We start from the raw sequence: 22,463 nt of genomic DNA on the forward strand, positions 1-22,463 counted from the left end.
AATGTTTACCAGGTAAACAATATTTATATAGCTTAAAATTTCTCGATTACCTAGAGACCCATAGACTTAGATAGGAAAAAATATCCCATAGGGATAACTAATTTATTAACCAGCGTGCACTTGTTTTTTCTTAAGAGCCTTACTATGTTGCTTCCAATCGCGATCTTTTGCAAACACCAAGTTAGCAGCCTCTTCAATAAATAAACTAATATTAGTGATATTTGCCCAAGCACAATACGCGTTAATTTTGTCAAAAATTTCACTGTTAAGCTGAATATTTAGCTTATTTTTCTTCTGCAGGTGATTACCATTAATAATTGGCATAACTAATCCTCCGCTATTAAAATTACAAAAAAATAGTAACAAACAAACTATGAATTGAAAAGCTAGGCTAAATTAAACTATTTTTTACTATTAAATAATTAAATAACTGTATCATTATTTTAATTATTCCTACTCAAAAAAAAAACTTTCAGTTAAAATAACGGCAACCTCTCTCCTAATCAGATTGTAAAACTTATGTCCTTAGCCTGCCCGTGTGGATCGCAAATTCCTTACTTAAACTGCTGCGGCCTTTATATTGAACAATCACAAGACGCACCTACGCCTGAAAAACTCATGCGATCTCGATACACAGCTTATACCAAGTCAAATATTGCCTACATCAAAGCAACAATGCGTGGTAATCCCCTAGTACATTTTGATGAAGTTGAAGTAAAAAATTGGGCCAACGAATCTAAATGGATTAATCTAGAAATAATTGATACTTATCCTGAATTTCAGCACCAAGATTGTCAATTTGTAGAGTTTATTGCCTCTTTTGAATTAAATGGCCTTATCAAATTCCTTCATGAAAAAAGCGAGTTTAGGAAGTATCAAGGCAAGTGGTTTTATACTGAAGCCTTAGAACCTAGACAAGCCAGAAAACCGACTCTTTCTCGTAATAGGCCATGCCCTTGCGGTAGTAGTAAGAAATATAAAAGCTGTCATGGCCGCAGGGATTAACACTAGTTGTTATTGATTAACAAAAAAGGCAAAATTGTAATTATATAAGGTTACAAACGTACCATCTGTCTCAAACCTAGTTAATAAGGCATTAATTCTATCTATATTTTCTTTGTTATCAGCGCGGCTTAATATGCCAATACCATTGGCGAAACTTATTGATGTATTAATTAATTTTACAAAATCTGGATATTGATGCAGTAAATACATCGCTGTATAGTTATTTAAAAATATTGCATCCACTTTTTTCGTATAAAAATCGTTTAATAAATCCATATAGTTATAATAATCAACGACTTGTAAATTTAGAGCAGAAGGATTTTGCTTTAAGTACTCACCATAGCCTCGTCCAGCTAAAACCCCTACTTTTTTATTTTGTAGTGATGCTAAATTAGTGATTTCAGTATTTGACTTTAGGGTTATAAAATTACCTGCGCTAATTAAATAAGGAATACTAAATAACAAATTTGGGTTTTTTAGAGGGGTTATTACAATCCCACTCATAGCGTAATCAACATTATTCGTAAGCAATGCATCGATAAGTTTACTGTAGTCTTTAAAAATCACAAACTTGCACGACCAATTTAATTCAGAACAAATGCATTTCATTAATTCAATATCAAACCCTGACAAGACAAATCGCTTATCAGTAGTCACAAAGGGGGGATCAAATTGCAGTATGCCGACCTTAACAGCAGCATAAGAAGGCGAAACAAAGTAAAGAATAGAAATCAATATAAAATATGATAATTTTCTTAACATAATCCATTGTATCTTTGCTTACTTTGATTTAACTATAGCCTAATCTTTCTCTCTTGTAGAAATCTTTAAAAGTTTAGTTAGTTTATCTTTTGCTACACTTAATAATATTTCCTTAAGTGTACCTTTATGCAAAAAATTATCGTAAGTTACATTATTATAGTTTTTTCATCCTTAACTCATGCCGCTATTGACCCTAGTAAATTGCTTAAAGTTAATAAGGAAAATAACCCATCTTGTGTTGAATATTATAATTATCAAGGTGACTTATATTGCAGCACAACGAAGTTGCAAGCCAACAGCCCTTTGTCAGCACAGGAAATAACTAATTATGAAAAACAACACCTTGTTTTTGATAATCGCTTTTGGCAAGCTGCCTGGGGAAAACAAACGGATGCTATTACAACGATTGAATATGTGCCCGCTGGCGATGATATTGATCAGTGGCAGGAGCTTATTACAAGTCAATTTATACCAAGCGCTACGCAACAATTATCACCTCGACAATACCTAGACCTGATTATTGCTAACTTTAGGCAATCGGGGTTAGATCCTAAAGTTACGATACATGAACAAACACCTAAACAAATTATCTTCGAATTTCAAATAAATACACCTAAAAACCTGCAACAAGACGAGATACAAAAAGTAACACAAACAGATAATGGACTCTATCTACTACATTACGTTACAAAAAAACCAGATATGGGTACAGAAAATCGCCAAAAATGGCTTAATAATATTAAAGCTAGCCGTGTCTGATTTATTGGTAATTTCTGAGCCAGCTCATCTTCATAGCCCTAGCAATCGTATTTTTAAATTAAGCAAGGTATTGGACGCTTGCCTAACGCTAGTTATTTTTCAAAGAGCTAGGTAACTATCTACAAGTTATCCACAAGTTTTTTACAGGAAAAACACAATATATAGTTTATCAAAGATTAGCAAAACCCTATATATTGTGTTTATGCTATACTTAAGTTATGATTTCTTCATTAAATAGAATGGAGAAACTATGTCAGAACAACCGGTAGATACTATGCCTTACATTAATCAAATTGAGCTAACTACGAACGCCCCTGGCTTACTTAAAGTCATTAAGCGCAATGGTAAAGTAGTTAGTTATGATGACAGCAAAATAAAATTAGCTATTACGAAAGCATTTATTGCAGAAGAAGGCAATAATGCAGTAGCGTCTAATCGAATTCATCAACAAATTGATGAAATCACAAAGCAAATTACAGCAGCCCTTAAACGCCGTCAACCCACAGGCGGTACTATTCATATTGAAGATATCCAAGATCAAGTTGAATTAGCATTGATGCGCAGTCATCATTACAAAGTTGCACGTGCTTATGTCTTGTATCGAGAGGAGCATCGTAAAGCCCGAGAAGAACAACAACAGCAGCAAGCGAAAGACAGTGAAGTACCATTAATTATTATGCCTGATGGTAAAACCAAGCCATTAGACATGGAACGTGTAAACACAATTGTACAAGAAGCTTGCCGCGATTTAGAAAATGTAAATGCGGAACCCGTTATTAAAGACGCGCTACGTAATCTTTATAATCAAGCAAAATTAGAGGATGTACATCGCGCTTTAATTATGGCTGCGCGTACGTTAGTAGAAAAAGAACCAAATTATACCTACGTATCTGCACGTCTCTTGCTTGATAGCTTGCGAAGTGAAGCGTTAAATAAACTTAATATACAAGCTGAAGCAACCTTTGATGAAATGGCAACGCTTTACCCTTCTTATTTCAAAGTATTTATTCAGCAAGGAATTGCGCAAGGTTTACTCGATAGCAAATTAGGTGAATTCAATTTAGATAAATTGGCTCAAGCTTTACTGCCACAACGTGATATGAAGTTTACTTATCTAAGTTTACAAACACTCTATGATCGTTATTTTATTCATGAGCATGGTGCCCGTTATGAATTACCGCAAGCCTTTTTTATGCGTGTTGCCATGGGCTTAGCGATTCGAGAGCAAGATAAGGAAGAAAAAGCCATTGAGTTTTATCTATTACTTTCTTCTTTTGATTACATGTCTTCCACACCGACTCTCTTTAATTCAGGTACCGTGAGGCCTCAATTATCTAGTTGTTATTTAACGACCGTTCCTGATCACTTAGACGGTATTTATGGTGCAATAAAAGATAATGCTTTACTGTCTAAATTTGCCGGTGGCCTAGGTAATGATTGGACACCTGTACGAGCCATGGGTTCGCATATTAAAGGCACTAATGGCAAATCACAGGGCGTTGTACCTTTCTTAAATGTGGTTAATGCTACTGCTGTCGCAGTCAATCAAGGCGGTAAACGCAAAGGTGCTGTTTGTGCATACCTTGAATGCTGGCACCGTGATATTGAAGAGTTCCTGGAATTACGTAAAAACACAGGTGATGACAGGCGCCGTACGCACGATATGAATACAGCAGTTTGGATTCCTGATCTATTTATGAAACGAGTACATGAAGAAGGCCAATGGACGCTTTTCTCACCTGATGAAGTGCCTGAGTTACACGATTTATATGGCCAAGCCTTTGAAACAGCATACCTCAATGCTGAAGCAAGAGCAGAGCGTGATGAAGTTAAAAATACCAAAACCATTGCTGCAGTTACGTTGTGGCGTAAGATGCTATCCATGCTATTTGAAACAGGCCATCCATGGCTTACTTTTAAAGATCCCTGTAACTTACGCTCGCCACAACAGCATGTGGGTGTTGTCCATAGCTCTAATCTTTGTACAGAAATTACGCTTAATACCTCAGCCAATGAAATTGCTGTTTGTAATTTAGGCAGTATTAATCTACCTGCTCACTTAACCAATGGTAAATTGGATGAAAATAAACTAAAGCGTACTATCAAAACTGCAATTCGCATGTTAGATAATGTGATTGATATTAATTTTTATTCCGTTCCGCAAGCACGTAATTCTAATTTACAACACAGGCCTATTGGCTTAGGTTTAATGGGTTTCCAAGATGCCTTATATCAATTAAAGATTAACTATACTTCAAAAGAAGCCGTAGAATTTGCTGATATATCCATGGAAATGGTAAGCTATTATGCTATTGAAGCTTCTTGTGAATTAGCGCAAGAACGCGGAAACTATTCAAGTTATGAAGGGTCTTTATGGAGTAAAGGAATTCTACCTATCGATTCTATTAACTTATTACAACAAACTCGCAACAGCTATTTAGAGCAAGATAGATCACAACGATTAGATTGGGAAAGCTTACGGGTTAAAGTTCGTACCCAAGGCATGCGCAACTCCAACGTTATGGCTATTGCCCCTACAGCAACGATTTCTAACATTTGTGGCGTGTCTCAATCTATTGAGCCTACTTATCAAAACTTATATGTTAAATCGAACCTGTCTGGTGAGTTTACAGTGATTAATCCTTATTTAGTCGCTGAGTTAAAAGAGTTAAATTTATGGGATGAAGTCATGGTTAATGACTTAAAATACTTCAATGGTAGTGTACAGCCTATTAATCGCATACCAGCGGAACTTAAAGAACGCTATGCGACTGCTTTTGAAGTTGATCCAACGTGGTTAATTGAGGCCGCTTCAAGGCGTCAAAAATGGATTGATCAAGCTCAATCTCTAAATATTTATATGGCTAAACCATCGGGTAAAAAACTTGATCAACTCTATAAACAGGCTTGGCTACGCGGTTTAAAAACCACCTATTATTTACGTAGCTTAGGCGCTAGTAATGCCGAAAAATCAACGATTCATGATGGCACGCTCAACGCAGTAAAAATTGAAGAACCTAAAGTCTGTTCAATTTTAGATCCCGACTGCGAAGCATGCCAATAGGAGGAAATTTAAATGCCAAATACAACAAGTCAACAGGCAGAGACAGCGACGATACTACATGCAACTGGTTTAGAGCCACTAGAAATGGGGGCTAGTCGCATTCAAGTTGATGATAAGCAAATTATTAACTGTCGAGCTGATTTAAATCAGCTCGTTCCCTTTAAATATAAATGGGCTTGGGATAAATATCTAATGGCCTGTGCTAATCATTGGATGCCTAATGAAATTAATATGAGCGCCGATGTCGCCTTATGGAAAGACCCTAATGGCTTAACAGAGGATGAGCGGTTAATTATTTTACGCAACCTAGGTTTCTTCTCTACGGCAGATTCTTTAGTTGCTAATAATTTAGTCTTAGCTGTTTACCGTCATATTACTAATCCTGAATGCAGACAATATTTATTACGTCAAGCATTTGAGGAGGCACTTCATACCCATGCTTATCAATATGTTATTGAAAGCTTAGGCTTAAATGAAGCAGCAGTATTTAATATGTACCGTGAAATTCCCTCAGTGGCAAGAAAAGCAGCCTGGGCACTCCCTTTTACTGAAAGTTTAAGTGATCCCAATTTCCATACAGGCACACTAGAAGACGATCAACGTTTATTGCGAGATCTTATCGCTTTTTATGTTGTGTTTGAGGGCATCTTCTTTTACGTCGGCTTTACCCAAATTTTATCTATGGGCCGTCGTAATAAAATGGTAGGAACATCTGAGCAGTTCCAATATATTTTGCGTGATGAATCCATGCATATGAATTTTGGTATTGATGTCATTAATCAAATTAAAATTGAAAATCCGCAATTATGGACACCTGAATTTAAAGAAGAAATTATTAAACTGATTAAAGACGGCGTCGAACTTGAGTATACGTATGCTAGAGATACTATGCCGCACGGCATCTTAGGTATGAATGCGGATATGTTTGAAGAATATTTACAATTCATTGCCAACAGACGCTTAAATCAAATTGGCTTACCTGAACAATACCCAGGCGCAGAAAATCCCTTCCCGTGGATGAGTGAAATCATGGACTTAAAGAAGGAAAAGAATTTCTTCGAAACACGGGTCATCGAATACCAAGCAGGCGGTACATTAAGCTGGGATGACGAAGATTAAACATCACTTAACTAACAACGCTGCTATTTTCATTAAATAGCAGCGTTAAAGTTAATTATTTTAAAAGTAGCTTATTATTAATGAATAACGAACAAGACCTTACTATCTATCACAATCCAAGCTGTTCAAAATCAAGAGAAGCGCTAGATATATTACAGAATAAAGGCCTTAAATTTAAAATTATTGATTACTTAAAGACACCACTTAGCCTAGACCAATTAACTAAGTTACGTTCTTATTTTAAGCTTGCAGATTTTGTACGCACCAATGAAAAGCGTTTTAAAGATCTAGGCTTATCACTAGAGAAGGAAGATGAACTTTTACAAGTCATGTTGCAAGAGCCTATCTTAATGCAGCGCCCAATCGTTACATTTAAAAACAAAGCCATCATTGGCCGACCACCAGAAAAAATCCTAGCGCTCTTTGAGTAGCCTTGATGCAGCGCAGTTGTTTATATCGGGCCCCTAGTCCATGGCCGTCAGGCTAAGCGCCCAAGAGCCAAGATTGAGGTAGGCAGAGGTAAATTTGGCCCCTGGCCCGACCTACTATTAATTTATCCTTGATTATGCGACGCTGCACCAAGGCTACCAACAACTGATAATTCAACTAGATTTCTCTTGACTTTGTAAGCTTGAAGTTTAGGATGAATAGCGGTTTTAATTTGTTTATTGTTCTTTTAATCAATAAGAATAATTATGGAGAAATGTATGGCAAAAGTACTTTGCGTTCTTTATGATGATCCAGTTAATGGTTACCCTACTTCTTACCCGCGTGATGATATACCTTTCATTACTCATTATCCTGATGGTTCTCAAGTTCCTAACCCTAAGGCTATTGATTTTAAGCCAGGCACACTTTTAGGTAGTGTTTCAGGAGAATTGGGGCTGCGTCACTTTCTGGAAAGTAATGGCCATACATTGGTGGTAACCAGTGATAAGGAAGGTCCTAACTCAGTTTTTGAAAAAGAATTACCGGATGCAGATATTGTTATATCACAGCCTTTTTGGCCGGCCTATTTAACAGCCAAACGCTTAGAGAAAGCGAAAAAACTTAAACTGGTGATTACTGCCGGAATTGGTTCTGATCATGTTGATTTACAAGCAGCAATAGACAAAGGCATCACAGTCACTGAAGTGACCTACTCTAACAGCATTAGTGTCGCTGAGCATGTGGTTATGGTCATTTTAACCTTAGTGCGTCATTATATTCCTTCTCATCAATGGGCAGTCAATGGTGGTTGGAATATTGCTGATTGCGCTACTCGCTCTTATGATCTTGAGGGTATGGTTGTGGGCTCTGTCGGCGCCGGTCGTATTGGTTTAGCAGTCATGAAACGATTAAAAGGCTTTGATGTTAAGATCCATTATACTGATAATCACCGCCTACCAATTGCCACTGAAAAAGAATTAGGTCTTGTTTATCATGCAAACTTACAATCCCTGCTACCTCTTTGTGATGTTATAACCATTAATATTCCTTTACACGCTAAAACAGAACATTTATTTGATGATTCATTAATTCAAAAAATGAAGCGCGGTGCTTATCTCATTAATACAGCGCGGGGTAAAATTTGTGATGCACAAGCGATAGAAAAAGCCATTAAAAATGGTCATCTTGCAGGGTATGCTGGTGATGTCTGGTTTCCACAGCCAGCCCCAAAAGATCACCCCTGGCGTCATATGCCAAACCATGGGATGACTCCCCACATTTCCGGTACCTCTTTATCAGCACAGGCTCGCTATGCAGCAGGAACGCGTGAAATATTAGAATGCTGGTTTGCTAACCGCCCTATTCGAACTGATTACTTAGTCGTAAGTAATGGGGAATTAGCCGGAATTGGCGCGCACTCTTACACAGCCGGTAAAGTGACTGTTGGTATCGATTAACCAATGTAGCCTTGATGAAGCACAGCGTAATCAAGGTTTTATCAGGATATAAATTACAACAAGTCCTTGATTACGCTGCGCTTCATCAAGGCTACAGCTAGAGTAAATTTTTACAAATCTAGCTTTCAAATAATAAAATAAGCACCAATTGCAATCGTTTTATTATAAGGCAGGTTGTAAAATTCAATATTTAAATTAGCTGAATAATTGCGTATTAAGAAAGCGAAAATCTTTTCTTGAAAATGAAACATAAACGAGCGCTTTTTCTTCGAGGCATAAATATTAGGAACTTCAACGATATACGTTGTCGCTTCAACATTAATTGCAAAAGGCAGGATTTTTCTATTATTAGCAAGCTCGAGTGCATCTGGAACTGAAATATTATCCATAAAGCCATAATGTAGAACTAATTTACAGACTTTACTACTCAGACAACTTACCTCATAGCGCTTCGTGTAGTGTACATAAGGAATATTTTCTACCACATAACTTAATATTAAAACATGCTCTGGCATCGCTCGACTAAATCTTAAAAAGTGGAGAAAACTGCCTCCACTCTTATCATAAACATCGGTAATAAAAATAGAAGTCACGCCTTTTAATTGATGGAGTGCTTTATAATCTAGTTGTTTTAAAATCTTAGAAAGCTCTTCTTTTTTATGATAAAAATGCTCTCGCAAATACTCAAGCCCAAAGCTCCAAGTATACATGATAAAGCCCACCACCAAGGCAAAAGACACAGGCACCCAACCACCGGTTAAGAATTTATGTAAGTTTGCGCCTAAATAAGCTAGGTCAATTAAGAAAAATAAACTAAGTATCGCTATGACTTTAATCAGTGGCCAGCGCCAAATATGCAAGGCCGTATAAGCAATCATTAACGTAATCAACAACATATCTAAGTTCACCGCAATACCATAGGCATGTGTTAAGTTACTTGAGCTTCTAAATGTTAATAACAGAAAAAATGTTCCTATTGCCAAAATAAAATTAATTTGCGGCACATAGATTTGTCCTTGAAATTCTTTAGAAGTATGGATAATCGAGATCCTTGGACAAAACCCAAGCAAAACAGCTTGTTTAGCTAAAGAAAAAGTTGCTGTAATGACAGCCTGTGATGCAATGATGGTAGCTAACGTTGCAATAACTAGCAAAGGGATCCCAAACCAGGCAGGTGCAATCATGTAGAAAGGGTTACTAATAGCAGCTGGATTTAATAATAAATAAGCACCTTGGCCAAAATAATTTAAAATCAAGCTTGGAAAAACAACAGTAAACCAACTCAGGCGAATTGAATTTTTACCAAAATGACCAATATCCGCATAGAGAGCTTCGCCACCGGTAACAACTAAAAATACCCCACCTAATAGAAAATAACCCTGCCAACCGGAATGCAGTAAGAAATGGATACCGTAGTATGGGTTAATAGCATTTAAAACAACAGGGTTGTTAAAAATTTGTATAATACCTAGAATGGCAATAGTAATAAACCAAACCATAATAATAGGGCCAAATACGGCCCCTATTTTGCTTGTGCCTTTTTCTTGAGCAATAAATAAAAAGAATAAGATGACACAAGAAATAGGTAGAATATAGCCATCTAACTCAGGTGCGAATGTTTTTAAGCCTTCAACAGCTGAGGTAACAGAAATAGCCGGCGTTAACATACCATCGCCTAACAATAATCCTGCACCAAATATGGCTAATAGATAGAAGAATCTTTCATACTTCGTACTTTTTTGCTTCAAAAGGGCCAATAAAGCAAGAATACCTCCTTCCCCATTATTATCAGCACGAAATACAATAGCTAAGTACTTAATAGAAATAATAATAACTAATGACCAAAAAATTAAAGATAAGATACCTAGGACAGCAAATAAATCGACCGGTAAACCACCAAGAGATTCACGCAACGCATATAAAGGGCTTGTACCAATATCGCCAAAAACCACGCCCAGCGCTGCCAGCGTAGACCCTAATGTAACATTAGTCTTTTGATCAGTATTTTTCATAGTTACTTATTATTAGTTTTATATAGCAAATATGACAGCTGTTTTTTATTAAATGTAACTTATAATTTCATTAAAAAATATCAGTAGCTTATAATTAATTAAGTATAGCTCTTTATTTTCTAAAGAAATTTAGAATCAGTGTTATTTTTTAAGCTTGATTTTGCCTGATAGCCACTTAAAAGTGCACTTAGCATTTAAATAGAGTAGGCCCATACTGTAGCACTATTTTTTATAGTCTAATTTAGCTGCAATGACAGCCGAAGAAATACCTAGTAGGGCTACTGCGACAATGACCGATAATCCTGAAAATATCGTTGCAGCAATAACTAAATCAGATACTAGGTTAGACATAGATAAAAATACAATACACATCATAGCTAGCATGCCGAAAAAAGCACCAGAAGCCAGGGCCATTTCTGCCTGGATTAACAAGCGTAAGCTTAATGGTCGTGCTTTATTAACACGACGCTCGGTTTTACCTACACCACTTTCTCTAATTTCTAATAGCTTAATTAAAGCAGGCATTTTATATCTCATCTAATCATAATGGCTTTATTATATTTGAATAGAATTAAGGCAATATTAAAATGACTTATTTTTTTACTAAAAATTTAAATTTTATACTTTAAGTTATAAAAATGTATAAAACTCAGCTTTTAATTACCTAAATCTATTCATTTTCAATGTCTAATTCCTTTATGGCATGCGTTTTATCAAAATGAATCAAACAATCAAATTGATAAGGCAGACGGGTAAGAAAATAGTGGCTGAAACGCTCAGTCTCAGGACGATAAATCACGCCAATAGCACGCTGTAAGCGAGGAAATTGCAGGAAGTGGACTAATTTCTCATGATCATGTAAATCTAATACAAAGTTTTTATGGCTTAATTGATGAAATAAATCTTCATAGCTTCCAGGCAGCCCAGGTACTATTTTTTTGCATTCTGCAGGTTTATCCCAATCAGACGCTGCCGTTACAAAACCTTCATAAGTAGAAAATCCAATGAGATAGGCATGTAAATCGTATTGCTCGCGAATTAATTGGCCTATATTAATTTCATCCCGTTCATTTCGTTCCGTAGCTCGCGCATCGCCAACGTGCGAATTATGCGCCCAAATGATGATCTTAGCTGGTTTTTGCAAGCGTTGTTCGAGATGATCTGCTAAAACAGTGACCGTTTCTGCCATATGTCGATCGCGAATATTCCATGATGAGGTATAACCTTCAAACATAGAACGATAGTAGCTCTCTGCATCCTTAACAATACGTGCATTTTGCGCTGCAAAGAAGTAATCTTCTTCAATAACCACACCATCTTGACATAGATACTCAAACGCATTTTGTTGTAAATCCATTAACACAGCTAATGCTTCTTTAATGCACTTCTTTTTAATACCTAAATTAGCTAAATAACCATAAGATTGCGGATCAAGATTTTGGTGATCAAAACAAGCATAACGTTCCATTGCTTTTTTGGCAGCAGAAGGATCAACTTTCATTAAATAACTAATTACCGCTTCTTGCGAAGCATGTAAACTATACAAATCAAGGCCATAAAAACCTATTTTATTCTCTTTTGGTAAATTATCATTAAATTCTCTTAGCCATTTCATAAAAGGCGGCATAGTTGTATTGCGCCACATCCAACGTGGAAAACGTTGAAAACGACTTAATGCGCGACTGTAGTCACTAATATGGCCCTCTCCCTGAATATAGCTATGAATACCATAGGCATCAGGCCAATCTCCTTCTACAGCAACGGCCATAAATCCTTGTTCTTGAATTAGGCGCTTAGTGAGTTGGATGCGAGCTTGATAAAATTCATCTGTCCCATGCGTTGCTTCCCCCATTAGGACAAAACGCTTATTCCCTATTTTTTCTATTAAATCAGAATAATCTTGTGTATCGACCAGGGGTTTTATAGCATGATTTAAAATTTCTACTACTTTTTGCTGGGCATCCATTTCAACTCCTAGAAAGCTAGGCTGTAGGAAGGTAGGTAGTAAACCAGTTTTTAGCTAACTCAGCTACTTTGGCCAGTGCCCCCTTTTCTTCAAATAAGTGGGTAGCGCGAGGCACAATTTCTAATTGTTTAACACAGCCTGTTAGACTAGTCATTGCTAATTCATTTAACTCAATGACCACTTTATCTTTTTCACCCACAATTAATAACGTGGGCGCTTTTACTTGCGTCAATGAATTTCCTGCTAAATCTGGCCTGCCACCACGAGAAACAACGGCTTTGATTAAAGCTTGCTCTTTCGCTGCGGCAACTAAGGCTGCAGCAGCACCAGTACTTGCGCCAAAATAACCTAAATTTAGAGCAGGAAACTGCTTCGTACTCCAATGCGTTACTTCAATTAACCGATTGACTAAAAAAGAAATATTAAATCGTAATTCACGGGTTATATCATCAATTTTTTCTTCAGTAGGGGTTAATAAATCAAATAATAATGTCGCTAAGTTAGCTTGATTTAGAAGACCTGCTACGTATTGATTACGCGTGCTACGTGCACTACTACCACTACCATGAGCAAATAAAACAAGCCCTATCGCTTCTTTAGGCACAAATAAAAAACCAGACAACGTTGCATTGGCAGTTAATATGGTAATTTGTTTTACTTTATCTAAAGAATAAAATCCCATAAAGTAACCTCACGAAGCATTGGCTAAATAATTTTCATTCGCTTTTCTAAGTAATTCAGTGACTTCAGCATCTGTGGTCTGTGGAAAGTGCGCATACCAAAGCCCAACCGCATAAAAATGCACTGGTTTCAATGGGCATACAACCCGTTGCACTAACCGTGTCATCTCTTTATAAGTTGATAAAGCAGCCACCGGTACGGACACGATAATACTGGCAGGCTTGCTATTTTTTAACGCTTTAATGGCTGCGCGTATTGTCGCGCCCGTAGCAATGCCATCATCAACTAATATAATGGTTTTATTATAGAAATTAGGCAAAGGTTGATTATTTCGATAAAGCAGTTCTCGTCGTTGCAATTCTTTTTCTTCTTTTTGAATGACCTTATCGATATCATCTTGCGCTATTTCTAACGACTCGATGACTTCTTGATTAAAAAACTTACACCCACCAGACGCAATGGCACCCATCGCCAGCTCTTTATGCCATGGCACCCCAAGTTTTCTAACAATAAAAACATCAAGTGGTAAACTTAAAGCACTTGCTACTTCATAAGCAACAGGAACCCCGCCTCTGGGGAGCGCCAATACAATAGTATTGGTTTTATTAGCATAGTCTTTTAAATGCTTTGCAAGTACTTTCCCGGCAGCTTGCCGATCTTGATACTTATCCATATGCGTATTCCTTGCCTTTTTATTCATAGTATAGTGCTTGAAGCAGATTTTTATGGAAAAACACTTTGCTTAGGTAGTGTCTTACCAGAACACAAATTGATAAGTTTTTGATAGTTTAAGTAAAACTTAAACTATCGTAGAAAAAATAATTTAATAGGAAAACTAAGTAAGCAATTTACACTCTGACAAAATAAGCAGCTAATTAACTGCCTAAATTATTAAACACTTTTCACACATGCTTATCCACAGAAACTGTGGATAACCCCCAAAATAATACTGTGCACTCTGCGACAATATATTTAGGATTAAATAAGCTATTTTTGGATTGCCCATAAATAGCTTATAGAAAAGAGAGTTTAATCAGCTTAAATAGTAAAAGCTACACGACTTTCTGGCTCAATAGAGGGATGCCTGACATTCACGAGCTGTCGATGTAGCTCGCGTTTAAATAATTCCATTCCTTCCCAAGCTTCTGTCTTAATTAAATCAACCTGACCTAAATCAACAAAAAGTTGCAAAGAAGTTAAGGCAAGATCACGGGTTTCATTATCTAGCTTGTTGCTATCCTGCTCACCAATAGCAAATTTTAAGGCTTTTTTTAATTCCTCCATTAACATTTTCTCACTATAGACAGTTACTAACTGTTGCAATTCATTAATTCTTGTTAAAACTAAGATATAAGCAGCAAGTAAAGCATACTGACAGTAGGTCGTTATTCTTTGATGTACATCGGCTTGAAAGCCTTTGGCATTTTGGCCGTCAAATACAACAACCTGCGAGTCTTCAACTGCAATATTATAATCTTCAGGTAAAATTCTGGCACATAAATTATAGAGACTCATTTTAGGTTCACAGGTTAATAATAATTCTAAAATCTCTTTTTTATTCAAAACCTGTCTAACTGTTGAGCTTTGACTTTCTAACACCTCTTTTAATTTACCTGTTAGCTGCAATACTTCTGCCGAGTACCCATCAAGCATTTTAAGCACGGATTGAATAAATAAAATGTACTGTGATAACTTTATCATAGGTTGCGCTTTTTCTTGCTCTCTCCTTATCATCCAATCTAGATTAGGAAAGAAATAAGGATCATTGTTAACATAGCTATAACTGGCGTAATTATCATTTTCTTTTAAATAGTCAAGATAAGCAGTGCAACAATCAGCCCAAGTTAAAGGATCCATTTTATTTTCTTCTGATAAACCCAATACCTCCCCCAATGCCATATTAAGTGCACTATTGTCTTGAGCATCGCCAAAAAAACCAAATAAAAATTTATAAGAATTATCAATCCTGGTGTAACGATAGAGGCCTGAGCCTATTAGAATAGCTTGCGCTTTTTTCACTACCTCTTCATTGCGAGCTGTTTGGTTAGATGGCATATTATTTGCCAATTGACTGATACAAGCAATCTGTTCAAGCCTGGTTTTATCAGGTAAGCATTTTGTCCATCGTTGCTTTTCTTTTTCTTTCAACTTTTTCTTATAAAGATCTTCTAGTTTTAAAAATTTTTCTCGTAAGGATTGATAGCAAGGAGCAATATAACGTTTGGTTAATCGTGCGAAAGATTGCTGTAATCGTTCGGTTTCAGTTTTTAAATAACTATACTCTGGGGCGTCATATGCCATACGATCTCCTTAAAATAACCTATGAATTCCTATATCCTTTAGTAAGCTTGATAGGGTACCTCCCCACGTTGGGGTCTCGTCTTCGTGTGATAGAAAGCGGCGCGTGTGAATAGTTGCTTGCATATCATTAGGAAAAGCTCGATACAATTCACCTAACTCACGATGAGAGCGATTACGATATACCCAATTACAAAACTCATCTAGGGCCTGAAAACTTTCTTCACAGATATTTTTATCAAGTGTTTCTAACGATTCAACTTCTAAATGTGCACTTAAAGCATCCAAAAGTGGTTTATTTAATATGCGTTCTACAGAGCTTTCATAACGCTCCCAAATATATAAATACATCCCTTGTAGCACTGATAATTTGTCTTTTTCTGTTGCAAACGAATAATGATTAAGACACTTAGCTACGCTTTGAATTAAATATACATCATCAAATAACTGGGAGCGCATAAAAGGAAGGCAAGAACAAAAAAGACCGCCCATAGTATATAATTTAGCATAACAATTATTTAATTTAATGGGTAAAAATTCCGCTTTTTGCTGCAACTGAGTAAAGGTTAGCATACTAGATTTCCTCCGCAAGTCAGTACTTGCCTTCCTAAGGCAGCAAGCATGTAGCCTAGGGCTAAATCTTTAAGACTTTAATTAACTTTCTTGAAATTTTGCAGCTACAAAAAAACGCAAGCGGAATGCTAGATTTACTCAAGAAAGTCTGCAGGATTTTAATAGCGCTACCTGCTATTTCTTTTTTTATAACAACGAATAGCACAATTTGCAAGGAGAGAATCTAATTGACAATAAAACAATCATTTTCATCAGTTATAAACGTCGCAATATTAGGTACTAAAATGCCTGAAAGTACCTATATTCTTATGCCGTTAGTAATTTTCTTTTACTTCTATCAATGGCAAAAGGCTTATGACTCAAAGCCTAGCCAGCGTTTTTCAAGCAGCTCACTTAATAATACGTAAGCCATTAACTTAAATTTTGTACACCATTAAACAGAAAAATTTTCTGCTGTTGCAAACCGATTAGCAATACTGGTAATTAGTTGCTGATGAATATTATCAAAGCCACGGTTACTCATAACGACCACAGCATCTCCTGGCTTGGCATATTGCACAATTGCATCAATAATTGCTGGCGTATTTGATAAAATTTTAAAAGTACATGTCCAATCTTTAGCAAAACTGGCTAAGTCGAATTGTTCTGGACTTAAAATAAAGGCATTATCAACTTGTGCTAATGCTTTGGCCATGTTTTCGGCATGCACACCTGAACGCATTGTATAAGAGGCAAATTCTAATGCTACGATAATCCGCTTGTGACGCTTACTCTGTCTTAATGCTTGGATTGTTTTAGCAATAGCAGTAGGATGATGAGCAAAATCATCATAAACGGTAATATCATATTGATTTGCCCTAACTTCAAGCCTTCTTTTGACAGGTTTAAAGGTTTTTAATGCTTGAGCTGCAACTTTTGGTTCAATACCAACATGGCTACTAGCGGCAATTGCAGCCAACCCATTCTCAACATTAAATCGGCCAATCAAAGGCCAATTCACTTCCGCAATGTCCTCTTGATTATGCCAAATTCGAAAAGCACAACCGCTTTCATCTAAAATTTCAGCTCGCCAATTGGCTTTGCCATCTAACGCGGTGTCTTCTAAGTTAGAAAAAACTCCCCGCGCAATCACTGCATTTAAAGCAGCATCATCCCGTGGTTTAATGACCACACCTTTATTAGGAATAGTTTTTAAATAATAATGAAATTGCTGCTGTATAGCCTCTAGATTTGCGTAAATATCAGCATGATCAAATTCTAAATTATTAAGAATCGCAACTTCAGGTCGATAGTGCATAAGTTTTGGTCGCTTATCAAAGTAAGCGCTGTCATATTCATCGGCTTCAATGACAAACCACGGTCCTTGGCCTAAATTAGCACTGGTATTAAAATTTGGTGCAACGCCACCAATTAAAAAACCAGGATTTAAACCCGCTTGGTCTAAAATATGAGCGAGCATAGAGGTTGTTGTTGTCTTGCCATGTGTGCCTGCAACGGCTAACACCTTGTAGCGTGGTAAAATATTTTCCGCAAGCCATTGCGGGCCTGATGTATAACATTTACCTGCATTTAATATCGCTTCTAAAACAGGCATTCCTCGTTTAATGGCATTACCAACGATGATCACGTCAGCCTCTAAAGCCTGTGTACTGTCTTCATACCCTTCAGTCCACTGAATACCTTTTGCTTGTAATAAATCACTTACCGGTGGGTAGCAGTTGGCATCGCATCCGGTAACATGATGACCCGCATCGCGTGCTAATAGTGCTAACGCACTCATAAATGTGCCACTAATTCCTAAAATATGTAAATGCATTTCTTTCTCATCGCCAAAGTGAAACAGTTAAAATATTAGCCGCTAATAAACCAAAACTAACGAGCATAGCAACAAAAAAACTCATTTCTAATGCATAGCGATAGATATGTGCTATCGCTAAAAATTGCCAAATGCTTAAGATTAACGTACCCAATATATAAATAATTACAAATAATAACATATCAGCCTGTTTTATATCAGCTGGCACCAGGTAAGAAGTCATTAATAAAAGCGGAAAAGCCAAACAATGGATGATTAAGTTACTCATCAATAAAGAAGAAATGGTTTGAATAAAGCGATTATCCTTTTTATAGATATACAAAAGTAACTTTGTATAAACACAATAAGACAGCAAAAGCGATAGGCCAGTAAGAATAGAATTGATTAAGCTATATTCATTTTTAATATCAGCTAAAGACCATTGAATAAGAAGTATAATTAAATAAACTAATAAAATAAGACTTAATAAAAATAAGGAACAAGGTGTATTTGCTGGCGTTTCTTTCAAAATGGCTACCTGCCAATATCGCTTTAAAAGTGAGCCCCACATAATATTATCCTATTTTATTAGTGCATGAACCGATTGTGCCTTAAAGTTCCATGGCAGGCTCAAGGCTAACCGTTATCAGTAAAATCTATTTATTCAACATTATTTAAGCATATGTCATAAATTGTTTTTATTTAATTTTTTATACGCAAGGTTTACTTTTTTAATTATATTTACCTGTTGCACAAGGGGTTTTTTCCATGGGCCAGAAATTTTATAAGTATAGCCACTTATTTTCTGCATGCCATGGTTAATAATTGTACTTGCTATCCAAGTAGCAAACCCAATTACAGGTCCACCAGCGATTGTAGCAACAATAGGTAGGCTTGCTGTAATATGAGGCGTAATTTCTAAATCTAAATTATAACGTTGATTAACAACATCTAGATTGCCTTTCATGCTTGCATAAGCTACCGGGCCATCAATATAGCTGTGCTGGGTCGTGACAAGACCGTGATTAACTTTAAATGCGCCATTATACTCATCAAAACTATAACCATGTTGCGCTAAATCACTAAAATCAAGTTTGAGGCGACGAGGTATAGTTTGCAGGCTTAATATACTAAGTAATTTACCCATGCCTAGTTTTTCTTCCGTTTCGGGGCTTAAATTAGTAATACGACCATCCTTAAAAAGAAGATGTAAATCACCTGCAAATTGTTTTAAAGAAAAATCGTGGAAGCCTCCAGGCCATTGGCCTGTAAATTGAATATTACCGCGATGAGCTTCTAACGCTGGACTAATCTTCAAGCGCTGCAAAGCTTTAGCTAAATCATTAATTTCCATAGTACCTTGCAAAAACGTGCTACTTTCGTTTTCTTTTTGACGCCATTCTCCCTTGGCTTGCATATCATAGCCTAATGCGCTTAATTTAAAGGAATCTAGTTGTAGCTTATTAGGCTTAGTGGTCGTCTTAATCACTGCTTTACCTAAATCTAAGGTATTAAATTGTAATTGCTCAATCGTTAAATCTAAATTAGGTATATCCTTAATGTTTAAAGCAGAAGGTTTATTTAGGCTACTTGGCGTTGGCCCATTAGCAAGAATTAGCTTAGCAACGTGGCCACTTAAACGATGGCAGTCTTCTTGATAATGCAATTTAGCAGCTATTTGTTTTTGTTTTATATCAACTAACCACTCCTTGTCATGAATTTTTGTGGCCTTTAAGTTTAAATTAGGATAGCTTTGGCTACCTATTTTGGCCTGTTTTAACAAAATATCGACCACACGAAGCGGGATAGCACTTGAGCTAGTTTTATTAAAAGGTATTTTTGCTAATGCATCCTGCCAACGTTGTAAGTTAAAATTAGACAGTGTACCTACCACTTGTAAACCCGGCTTTTCCTGCCATAACGCTTGACCATTACCAAGGCGTATCTCGCCCCTTTCTAGTTGAAACTTGCCATTTAACCAAGAAAACCATAAATCACTATTGACTAGCTCATTATAAGCAATACGTAAGCGCACTGCTTTTTTAGGATTGAAATTAACATCAATGGTCAATGGCGCCAGCGCAGAGAAGGTTTTTCCAAGAGGAGGCGGTAGATTAATTGCCATGCCAGCTAGAGAGGTTTTGATTTGTAAATGATCTAAATCATCAGGATCGTTTGTTATAGTTAAAATGCCTTCCAATCCTACCTCACCATCTAATAAAGAAAGCCAAGGTAAATTAAATTTATTACGCAATACTTGGCTTGTTGTAGTTGCAGTAATTTTTACTTCTGTGTACGGCTTAGGGTAACGCACCGATTGAATCACTAAATTAACTGGGCAATCCATGGTGGCTGCTTTAAGGTTACTGCTTAAAATACCTTGTTCATCAAATTGCAACGAACCAGCTAAGTGATCTAATTGCACATCATTAATGATATGATTGACTAAAACTTGATTATTTTTAAAGACAAGATCACCTAAGGCTAAAATATGATCATGTCCAGGAGCACTATAAAAAGGGACTTCTAATTGCAGGCTTAAATCTAAATCGCCCTTCATCTTTAATATGTTTAAAGCAGATAATTTTTTAGCCAATGGCGATGAATGAACGTAGTCTAGTGCCTTACTAGTAGTCGTATTGATTTGTGTTCGTAACAATAAAGTTTCTTTGTCCAAACCTATATCAGGCACACGTAAGTTAGTATGACTAATCTTAAAACCCTTTGTCGTTGCTTGCTCAAGCGTTGCATCCAGCAGGCGTTTGTTTAAATTTAAATAACCATTAATATCTTTGACTAAGGGCCAATTTGGCGCAAAACTTAAATCAACCCCCTGCAAATAGCTTCTAATAGTAAATTCGCCTGGCTGCTTATCAAAAGGAAAATCTGCAGCGCGGCCATGAATAGCAATTTTTGCAACAACTTGTTTAATCCGTTTTACATCGTGCTTAAGCCATACATCTAACTTAGGCTTTAGGTATTTTTTAGGTAAATAGGTAAGCCACTGCTCGGCATTATTCCCTAATATTTGGGCAGTCAAATCAATTTGGCCTGCAGATTTTGCAGAAACATCTTGAATACTTCCCTCTGCATTAACTTTTAAATCTGGTCGGATAAGCGTCAAGCGATGAAGATTAATTTGCACGCCTTTAGCGAGTACTTGCCAATTAAGAGAACCTGCCAGCACATCAAATGCGACAGAAGGTTTAGTGAGAAAGTTTAAATGAGGAGATGCATAGCTATTTAACTCTAAACGGCCTTCATTAGGCTGCCAGTACAATGCACCTGATAAATTTTGCATACCCGGCAATTTTTTCTGTGCTAACCAGCTTAGGCGACTAAATTTAGTTAATAAGCGTGTAGGATTCTTATCTTTTAGAGTAAGCCGCACATCTTGCAGCAAACCTTGTGGCATAACCGCTAAAATTGGATTAAATTGCTCTGGCCAATTCGAAATGGTTGGTAGCAAGGATTCTAAAATAAGATTTTTAACATAAAGATCGAGCGTTTTACCACTTTGATTATAATTAAGCAGAAATTCATTCTTAGGCCATTTAATATCACCTAATTGCATTCTCATATTATTGCCAGCTAACTGCCACCCTGCCTCGGTTGGATGCCAAGCTAAGTTAGCAAATAGGTAAGGTAAGTGCTGGTCTATTTTTGTTACTTTATCCTGCCAAGCTAATTTATTAAGCTCAACGTTCGCTTGCATTTGATTTATATGGCCTGCTTGCCAATCCAGCCATAGTAAAAGATTTGCTTTTCCATCGTTTATTTGCATACGTGATGATGGTAAAAAGGTATCCCATTGCGTGAGTTGCAGGTGCTTTGCAGCAAAAAATAACCGACCTTTTGCTTCATTTAATTTATAGGGATTAAGCGTCATATCTGCTAATAATCGAAATGATGTCAGCGGGGTTTGGGCAAGATAGGCATTGCCTGTCACCGTATATTTTCCCGAATGATTGGTTATTTTTAAATTAAAACGTCTTAATGGTAAGCGTGTTTCATCCTTTAAATACACTTGCAGGTTAAGGTTGTTAATCACAATTTTCTGTTGTGCTAAAACCCACGACAAGACAGGCTCATAAGCAAGATTAGTATTATTTTTATTGATATTAGTTAAGCCATCTATTTGCCATTGCTTATCTATCTGACGCAACGTTAAATTGAGATCATCAATATACAAAATTCCAGGTTGTAGTTGCCAATGCCGGAGCGACTCAAAAAGATTAATGCCTACTAGGAATTTTTTTAAATAAATCGTGGTGTTTTTGCTTTGAACTGTAACGCCTTTTAGCTTAATAACCGGTTCAAACCAAAACCAACCTGTTTCCATCTTTTGAATGGTAACCGGCTCACCTAGGAGCATTGTTAAGCGCTGCTCAAGCTTAGGTTTGTATTGTTTAGCCCAGGGAGTTAGTACCCGAAATAGACTAGACATAATTGCTAAAGCAATAACTAAGATCGCAAAAATCAGCCAACAGCGTTTGAAAAACTTAAGCAAAGGTGGTAACAGGTGTGAACGCATAGTAATATG

The 22,463-nt window shown here is 36.6% G+C and carries 18 protein-coding genes; 6 read left to right on the forward strand and 12 right to left on the reverse strand.

Annotated elements, in window-relative coordinates:
• Positions 1-105: 105 nt before the first annotated feature.
• Positions 106-324, reverse strand: coding sequence for a hypothetical protein (locus tag DYE47_RS09515; protein ID WP_115303041.1), 219 nt, complete (start codon positions 322-324; stop codon positions 106-108).
• 195 nt (positions 325-519) lie between these two features.
• On the opposite strand from DYE47_RS09515, the gene DYE47_RS09520 reads away from it, so the two are divergent.
• Positions 520-1,005 (forward strand): YchJ family protein, encoded by a 486-nt coding sequence (locus tag DYE47_RS09520; RefSeq protein ID WP_115303042.1) that lies wholly within the window; start codon positions 520-522, stop codon positions 1,003-1,005.
• A 9-nt stretch (positions 1,006-1,014) separates the two neighbouring features.
• Here the strand turns inward: DYE47_RS09520 and DYE47_RS09525 are convergent, their stop codons facing one another.
• Complete coding sequence (locus DYE47_RS09525) at positions 1,015-1,767, reverse strand: transporter substrate-binding domain-containing protein (protein WP_115303043.1); 753 nt, start codon at positions 1,765-1,767, stop codon at positions 1,015-1,017.
• A gap of 126 nt (positions 1,768-1,893) precedes the next feature.
• Here DYE47_RS09525 and DYE47_RS09530 point away from each other — a divergent pair, with 126 nt between their 5' ends.
• From DYE47_RS09530 to DYE47_RS09550, 5 genes are all read left to right on the forward strand, one after another.
• Positions 1,894-2,526 (forward strand): hypothetical protein, encoded by a 633-nt coding sequence (locus tag DYE47_RS09530; RefSeq protein WP_115303044.1) that lies wholly within the window; start codon positions 1,894-1,896, stop codon positions 2,524-2,526.
• A 274-nt stretch (positions 2,527-2,800) separates the two neighbouring features.
• Positions 2,801-5,590 (forward strand): ribonucleoside-diphosphate reductase subunit alpha, encoded by a 2,790-nt coding sequence (locus DYE47_RS09535; protein ID WP_423202361.1) that lies wholly within the window; start codon positions 2,801-2,803, stop codon positions 5,588-5,590.
• Between the two features lie 12 nt (positions 5,591-5,602).
• A complete protein-coding gene (locus tag DYE47_RS09540) occupies positions 5,603-6,709 on the forward strand; it encodes a ribonucleotide-diphosphate reductase subunit beta (protein ID WP_115303046.1) in 1,107 nt (368 codons plus the stop codon).
• Positions 6,710-6,789: 80 nt separating this feature from the next.
• The gene (gene arsC / locus DYE47_RS09545; protein ID WP_115303047.1) at positions 6,790-7,140 is read left to right on the forward strand and encodes an arsenate reductase (glutaredoxin); all 351 of its coding nucleotides are present in this window, start codon (positions 6,790-6,792) and stop codon (positions 7,138-7,140) included.
• 276 nt (positions 7,141-7,416) lie between these two features.
• Positions 7,417-8,595 carry an NAD-dependent formate dehydrogenase gene (locus DYE47_RS09550; RefSeq protein WP_115303048.1) on the forward strand — a complete coding sequence of 393 codons (1,179 nt, stop codon included), beginning with the start codon at positions 7,417-7,419 and terminating at the stop codon, positions 8,593-8,595.
• A gap of 125 nt (positions 8,596-8,720) precedes the next feature.
• Here DYE47_RS09550 and DYE47_RS09555 read toward each other — a convergent pair whose 3' ends face one another.
• The 10 genes from DYE47_RS09555 to DYE47_RS09600 all read right to left on the reverse strand — a co-directional run bounded on the left by DYE47_RS09555 (position 8,721) and on the right by DYE47_RS09600 (position 22,454).
• Complete coding sequence (locus tag DYE47_RS09555) at positions 8,721-10,607, reverse strand: potassium transporter Kup (protein WP_115303049.1); 1,887 nt, start codon at positions 10,605-10,607, stop codon at positions 8,721-8,723.
• 222 nt (positions 10,608-10,829) lie between these two features.
• Positions 10,830-11,132: a hypothetical protein gene (locus DYE47_RS09560; protein ID WP_115303050.1), complete on the reverse strand. Its 303-nt coding sequence runs from the start codon at positions 11,130-11,132 to the stop codon at positions 10,830-10,832.
• 145 nt (positions 11,133-11,277) lie between these two features.
• Positions 11,278-12,573 (reverse strand): erythromycin esterase family protein, encoded by a 1,296-nt coding sequence (locus tag DYE47_RS09565; protein ID WP_115303051.1) that lies wholly within the window; start codon positions 12,571-12,573, stop codon positions 11,278-11,280.
• A 16-nt stretch (positions 12,574-12,589) separates the two neighbouring features.
• On the reverse strand, positions 12,590-13,255 hold the full coding sequence (locus DYE47_RS09570; RefSeq protein ID WP_115303052.1) for a dienelactone hydrolase family protein: 666 nt from the start codon (positions 13,253-13,255) through the stop codon (positions 12,590-12,592).
• 9 nt (positions 13,256-13,264) lie between these two features.
• Positions 13,265-13,927, reverse strand: coding sequence for a phosphoribosyltransferase (locus DYE47_RS09575; RefSeq protein WP_115303053.1), 663 nt, complete (start codon positions 13,925-13,927; stop codon positions 13,265-13,267).
• Between the two features lie 365 nt (positions 13,928-14,292).
• The gene (locus DYE47_RS09580) at positions 14,293-15,555 is read right to left on the reverse strand and encodes a hypothetical protein (protein WP_115303054.1); all 1,263 of its coding nucleotides are present in this window, start codon (positions 15,553-15,555) and stop codon (positions 14,293-14,295) included.
• Between the two features lie 9 nt (positions 15,556-15,564).
• Complete coding sequence (locus DYE47_RS09585) at positions 15,565-16,125, reverse strand: hypothetical protein (RefSeq protein ID WP_115303055.1); 561 nt, start codon at positions 16,123-16,125, stop codon at positions 15,565-15,567.
• A 433-nt stretch (positions 16,126-16,558) separates the two neighbouring features.
• Positions 16,559-17,941: a UDP-N-acetylmuramate:L-alanyl-gamma-D-glutamyl-meso-diaminopimelate ligase gene (gene mpl, locus DYE47_RS09590; RefSeq protein WP_115303056.1), complete on the reverse strand. Its 1,383-nt coding sequence runs from the start codon at positions 17,939-17,941 to the stop codon at positions 16,559-16,561.
• A gap of 7 nt (positions 17,942-17,948) precedes the next feature.
• Positions 17,949-18,491: a hypothetical protein gene (locus tag DYE47_RS09595; RefSeq protein WP_115303057.1), complete on the reverse strand. Its 543-nt coding sequence runs from the start codon at positions 18,489-18,491 to the stop codon at positions 17,949-17,951.
• Between the two features lie 114 nt (positions 18,492-18,605).
• On the reverse strand, positions 18,606-22,454 hold the full coding sequence (locus tag DYE47_RS09600; RefSeq protein ID WP_115303058.1) for a YhdP family protein: 3,849 nt from the start codon (positions 22,452-22,454) through the stop codon (positions 18,606-18,608).
• Between the last annotated feature and the right edge of the window lie 9 nt (positions 22,455-22,463).

This window comes from Legionella beliardensis (assembly GCF_900452395.1).
Lineage (GTDB): Bacteria > Pseudomonadota > Gammaproteobacteria > Legionellales > Legionellaceae > Legionella_C > Legionella_C beliardensis.

What these genes read in the sequence shown, in the direction of transcription:
- DYE47_RS09515 (WP_115303041.1), bottom strand. Translation starts at nt 324, where the DNA reads ATGCCAATTATTAATGGTAATCACCTGCAGAAGAAAAATAAGCTAAAT.
- DYE47_RS09520 (WP_115303042.1), top strand. Translation starts at nt 520, where the DNA reads ATGTCCTTAGCCTGCCCGTGTGGATCGCAAATTCCTTACTTAAACTGC.
- DYE47_RS09525 (WP_115303043.1), bottom strand. Translation starts at nt 1,767, where the DNA reads ATGTTAAGAAAATTATCATATTTTATATTGATTTCTATTCTTTACTTT.
- DYE47_RS09530 (WP_115303044.1), top strand. Translation starts at nt 1,894, where the DNA reads ATGCAAAAAATTATCGTAAGTTACATTATTATAGTTTTTTCATCCTTA.
- DYE47_RS09535 (WP_423202361.1), top strand. Translation starts at nt 2,801, where the DNA reads ATGCCTTACATTAATCAAATTGAGCTAACTACGAACGCCCCTGGCTTA.
- DYE47_RS09540 (WP_115303046.1), top strand. Translation starts at nt 5,603, where the DNA reads ATGCCAAATACAACAAGTCAACAGGCAGAGACAGCGACGATACTACAT.
- arsC (WP_115303047.1), top strand. Translation starts at nt 6,790, where the DNA reads ATGAATAACGAACAAGACCTTACTATCTATCACAATCCAAGCTGTTCA.
- DYE47_RS09550 (WP_115303048.1), top strand. Translation starts at nt 7,417, where the DNA reads ATGGCAAAAGTACTTTGCGTTCTTTATGATGATCCAGTTAATGGTTAC.
- DYE47_RS09555 (WP_115303049.1), bottom strand. Translation starts at nt 10,607, where the DNA reads ATGAAAAATACTGATCAAAAGACTAATGTTACATTAGGGTCTACGCTG.
- DYE47_RS09560 (WP_115303050.1), bottom strand. Translation starts at nt 11,132, where the DNA reads ATGCCTGCTTTAATTAAGCTATTAGAAATTAGAGAAAGTGGTGTAGGT.
- DYE47_RS09565 (WP_115303051.1), bottom strand. Translation starts at nt 12,573, where the DNA reads ATGGATGCCCAGCAAAAAGTAGTAGAAATTTTAAATCATGCTATAAAA.
- DYE47_RS09570 (WP_115303052.1), bottom strand. Translation starts at nt 13,255, where the DNA reads ATGGGATTTTATTCTTTAGATAAAGTAAAACAAATTACCATATTAACT.
- DYE47_RS09575 (WP_115303053.1), bottom strand. Translation starts at nt 13,927, where the DNA reads ATGGATAAGTATCAAGATCGGCAAGCTGCCGGGAAAGTACTTGCAAAG.
- DYE47_RS09580 (WP_115303054.1), bottom strand. Translation starts at nt 15,555, where the DNA reads ATGGCATATGACGCCCCAGAGTATAGTTATTTAAAAACTGAAACCGAA.
- DYE47_RS09585 (WP_115303055.1), bottom strand. Translation starts at nt 16,125, where the DNA reads ATGCTAACCTTTACTCAGTTGCAGCAAAAAGCGGAATTTTTACCCATT.
- mpl (WP_115303056.1), bottom strand. Translation starts at nt 17,941, where the DNA reads ATGCATTTACATATTTTAGGAATTAGTGGCACATTTATGAGTGCGTTA.
- DYE47_RS09595 (WP_115303057.1), bottom strand. Translation starts at nt 18,491, where the DNA reads ATGTGGGGCTCACTTTTAAAGCGATATTGGCAGGTAGCCATTTTGAAA.
- DYE47_RS09600 (WP_115303058.1), bottom strand. Translation starts at nt 22,454, where the DNA reads ATGCGTTCACACCTGTTACCACCTTTGCTTAAGTTTTTCAAACGCTGT.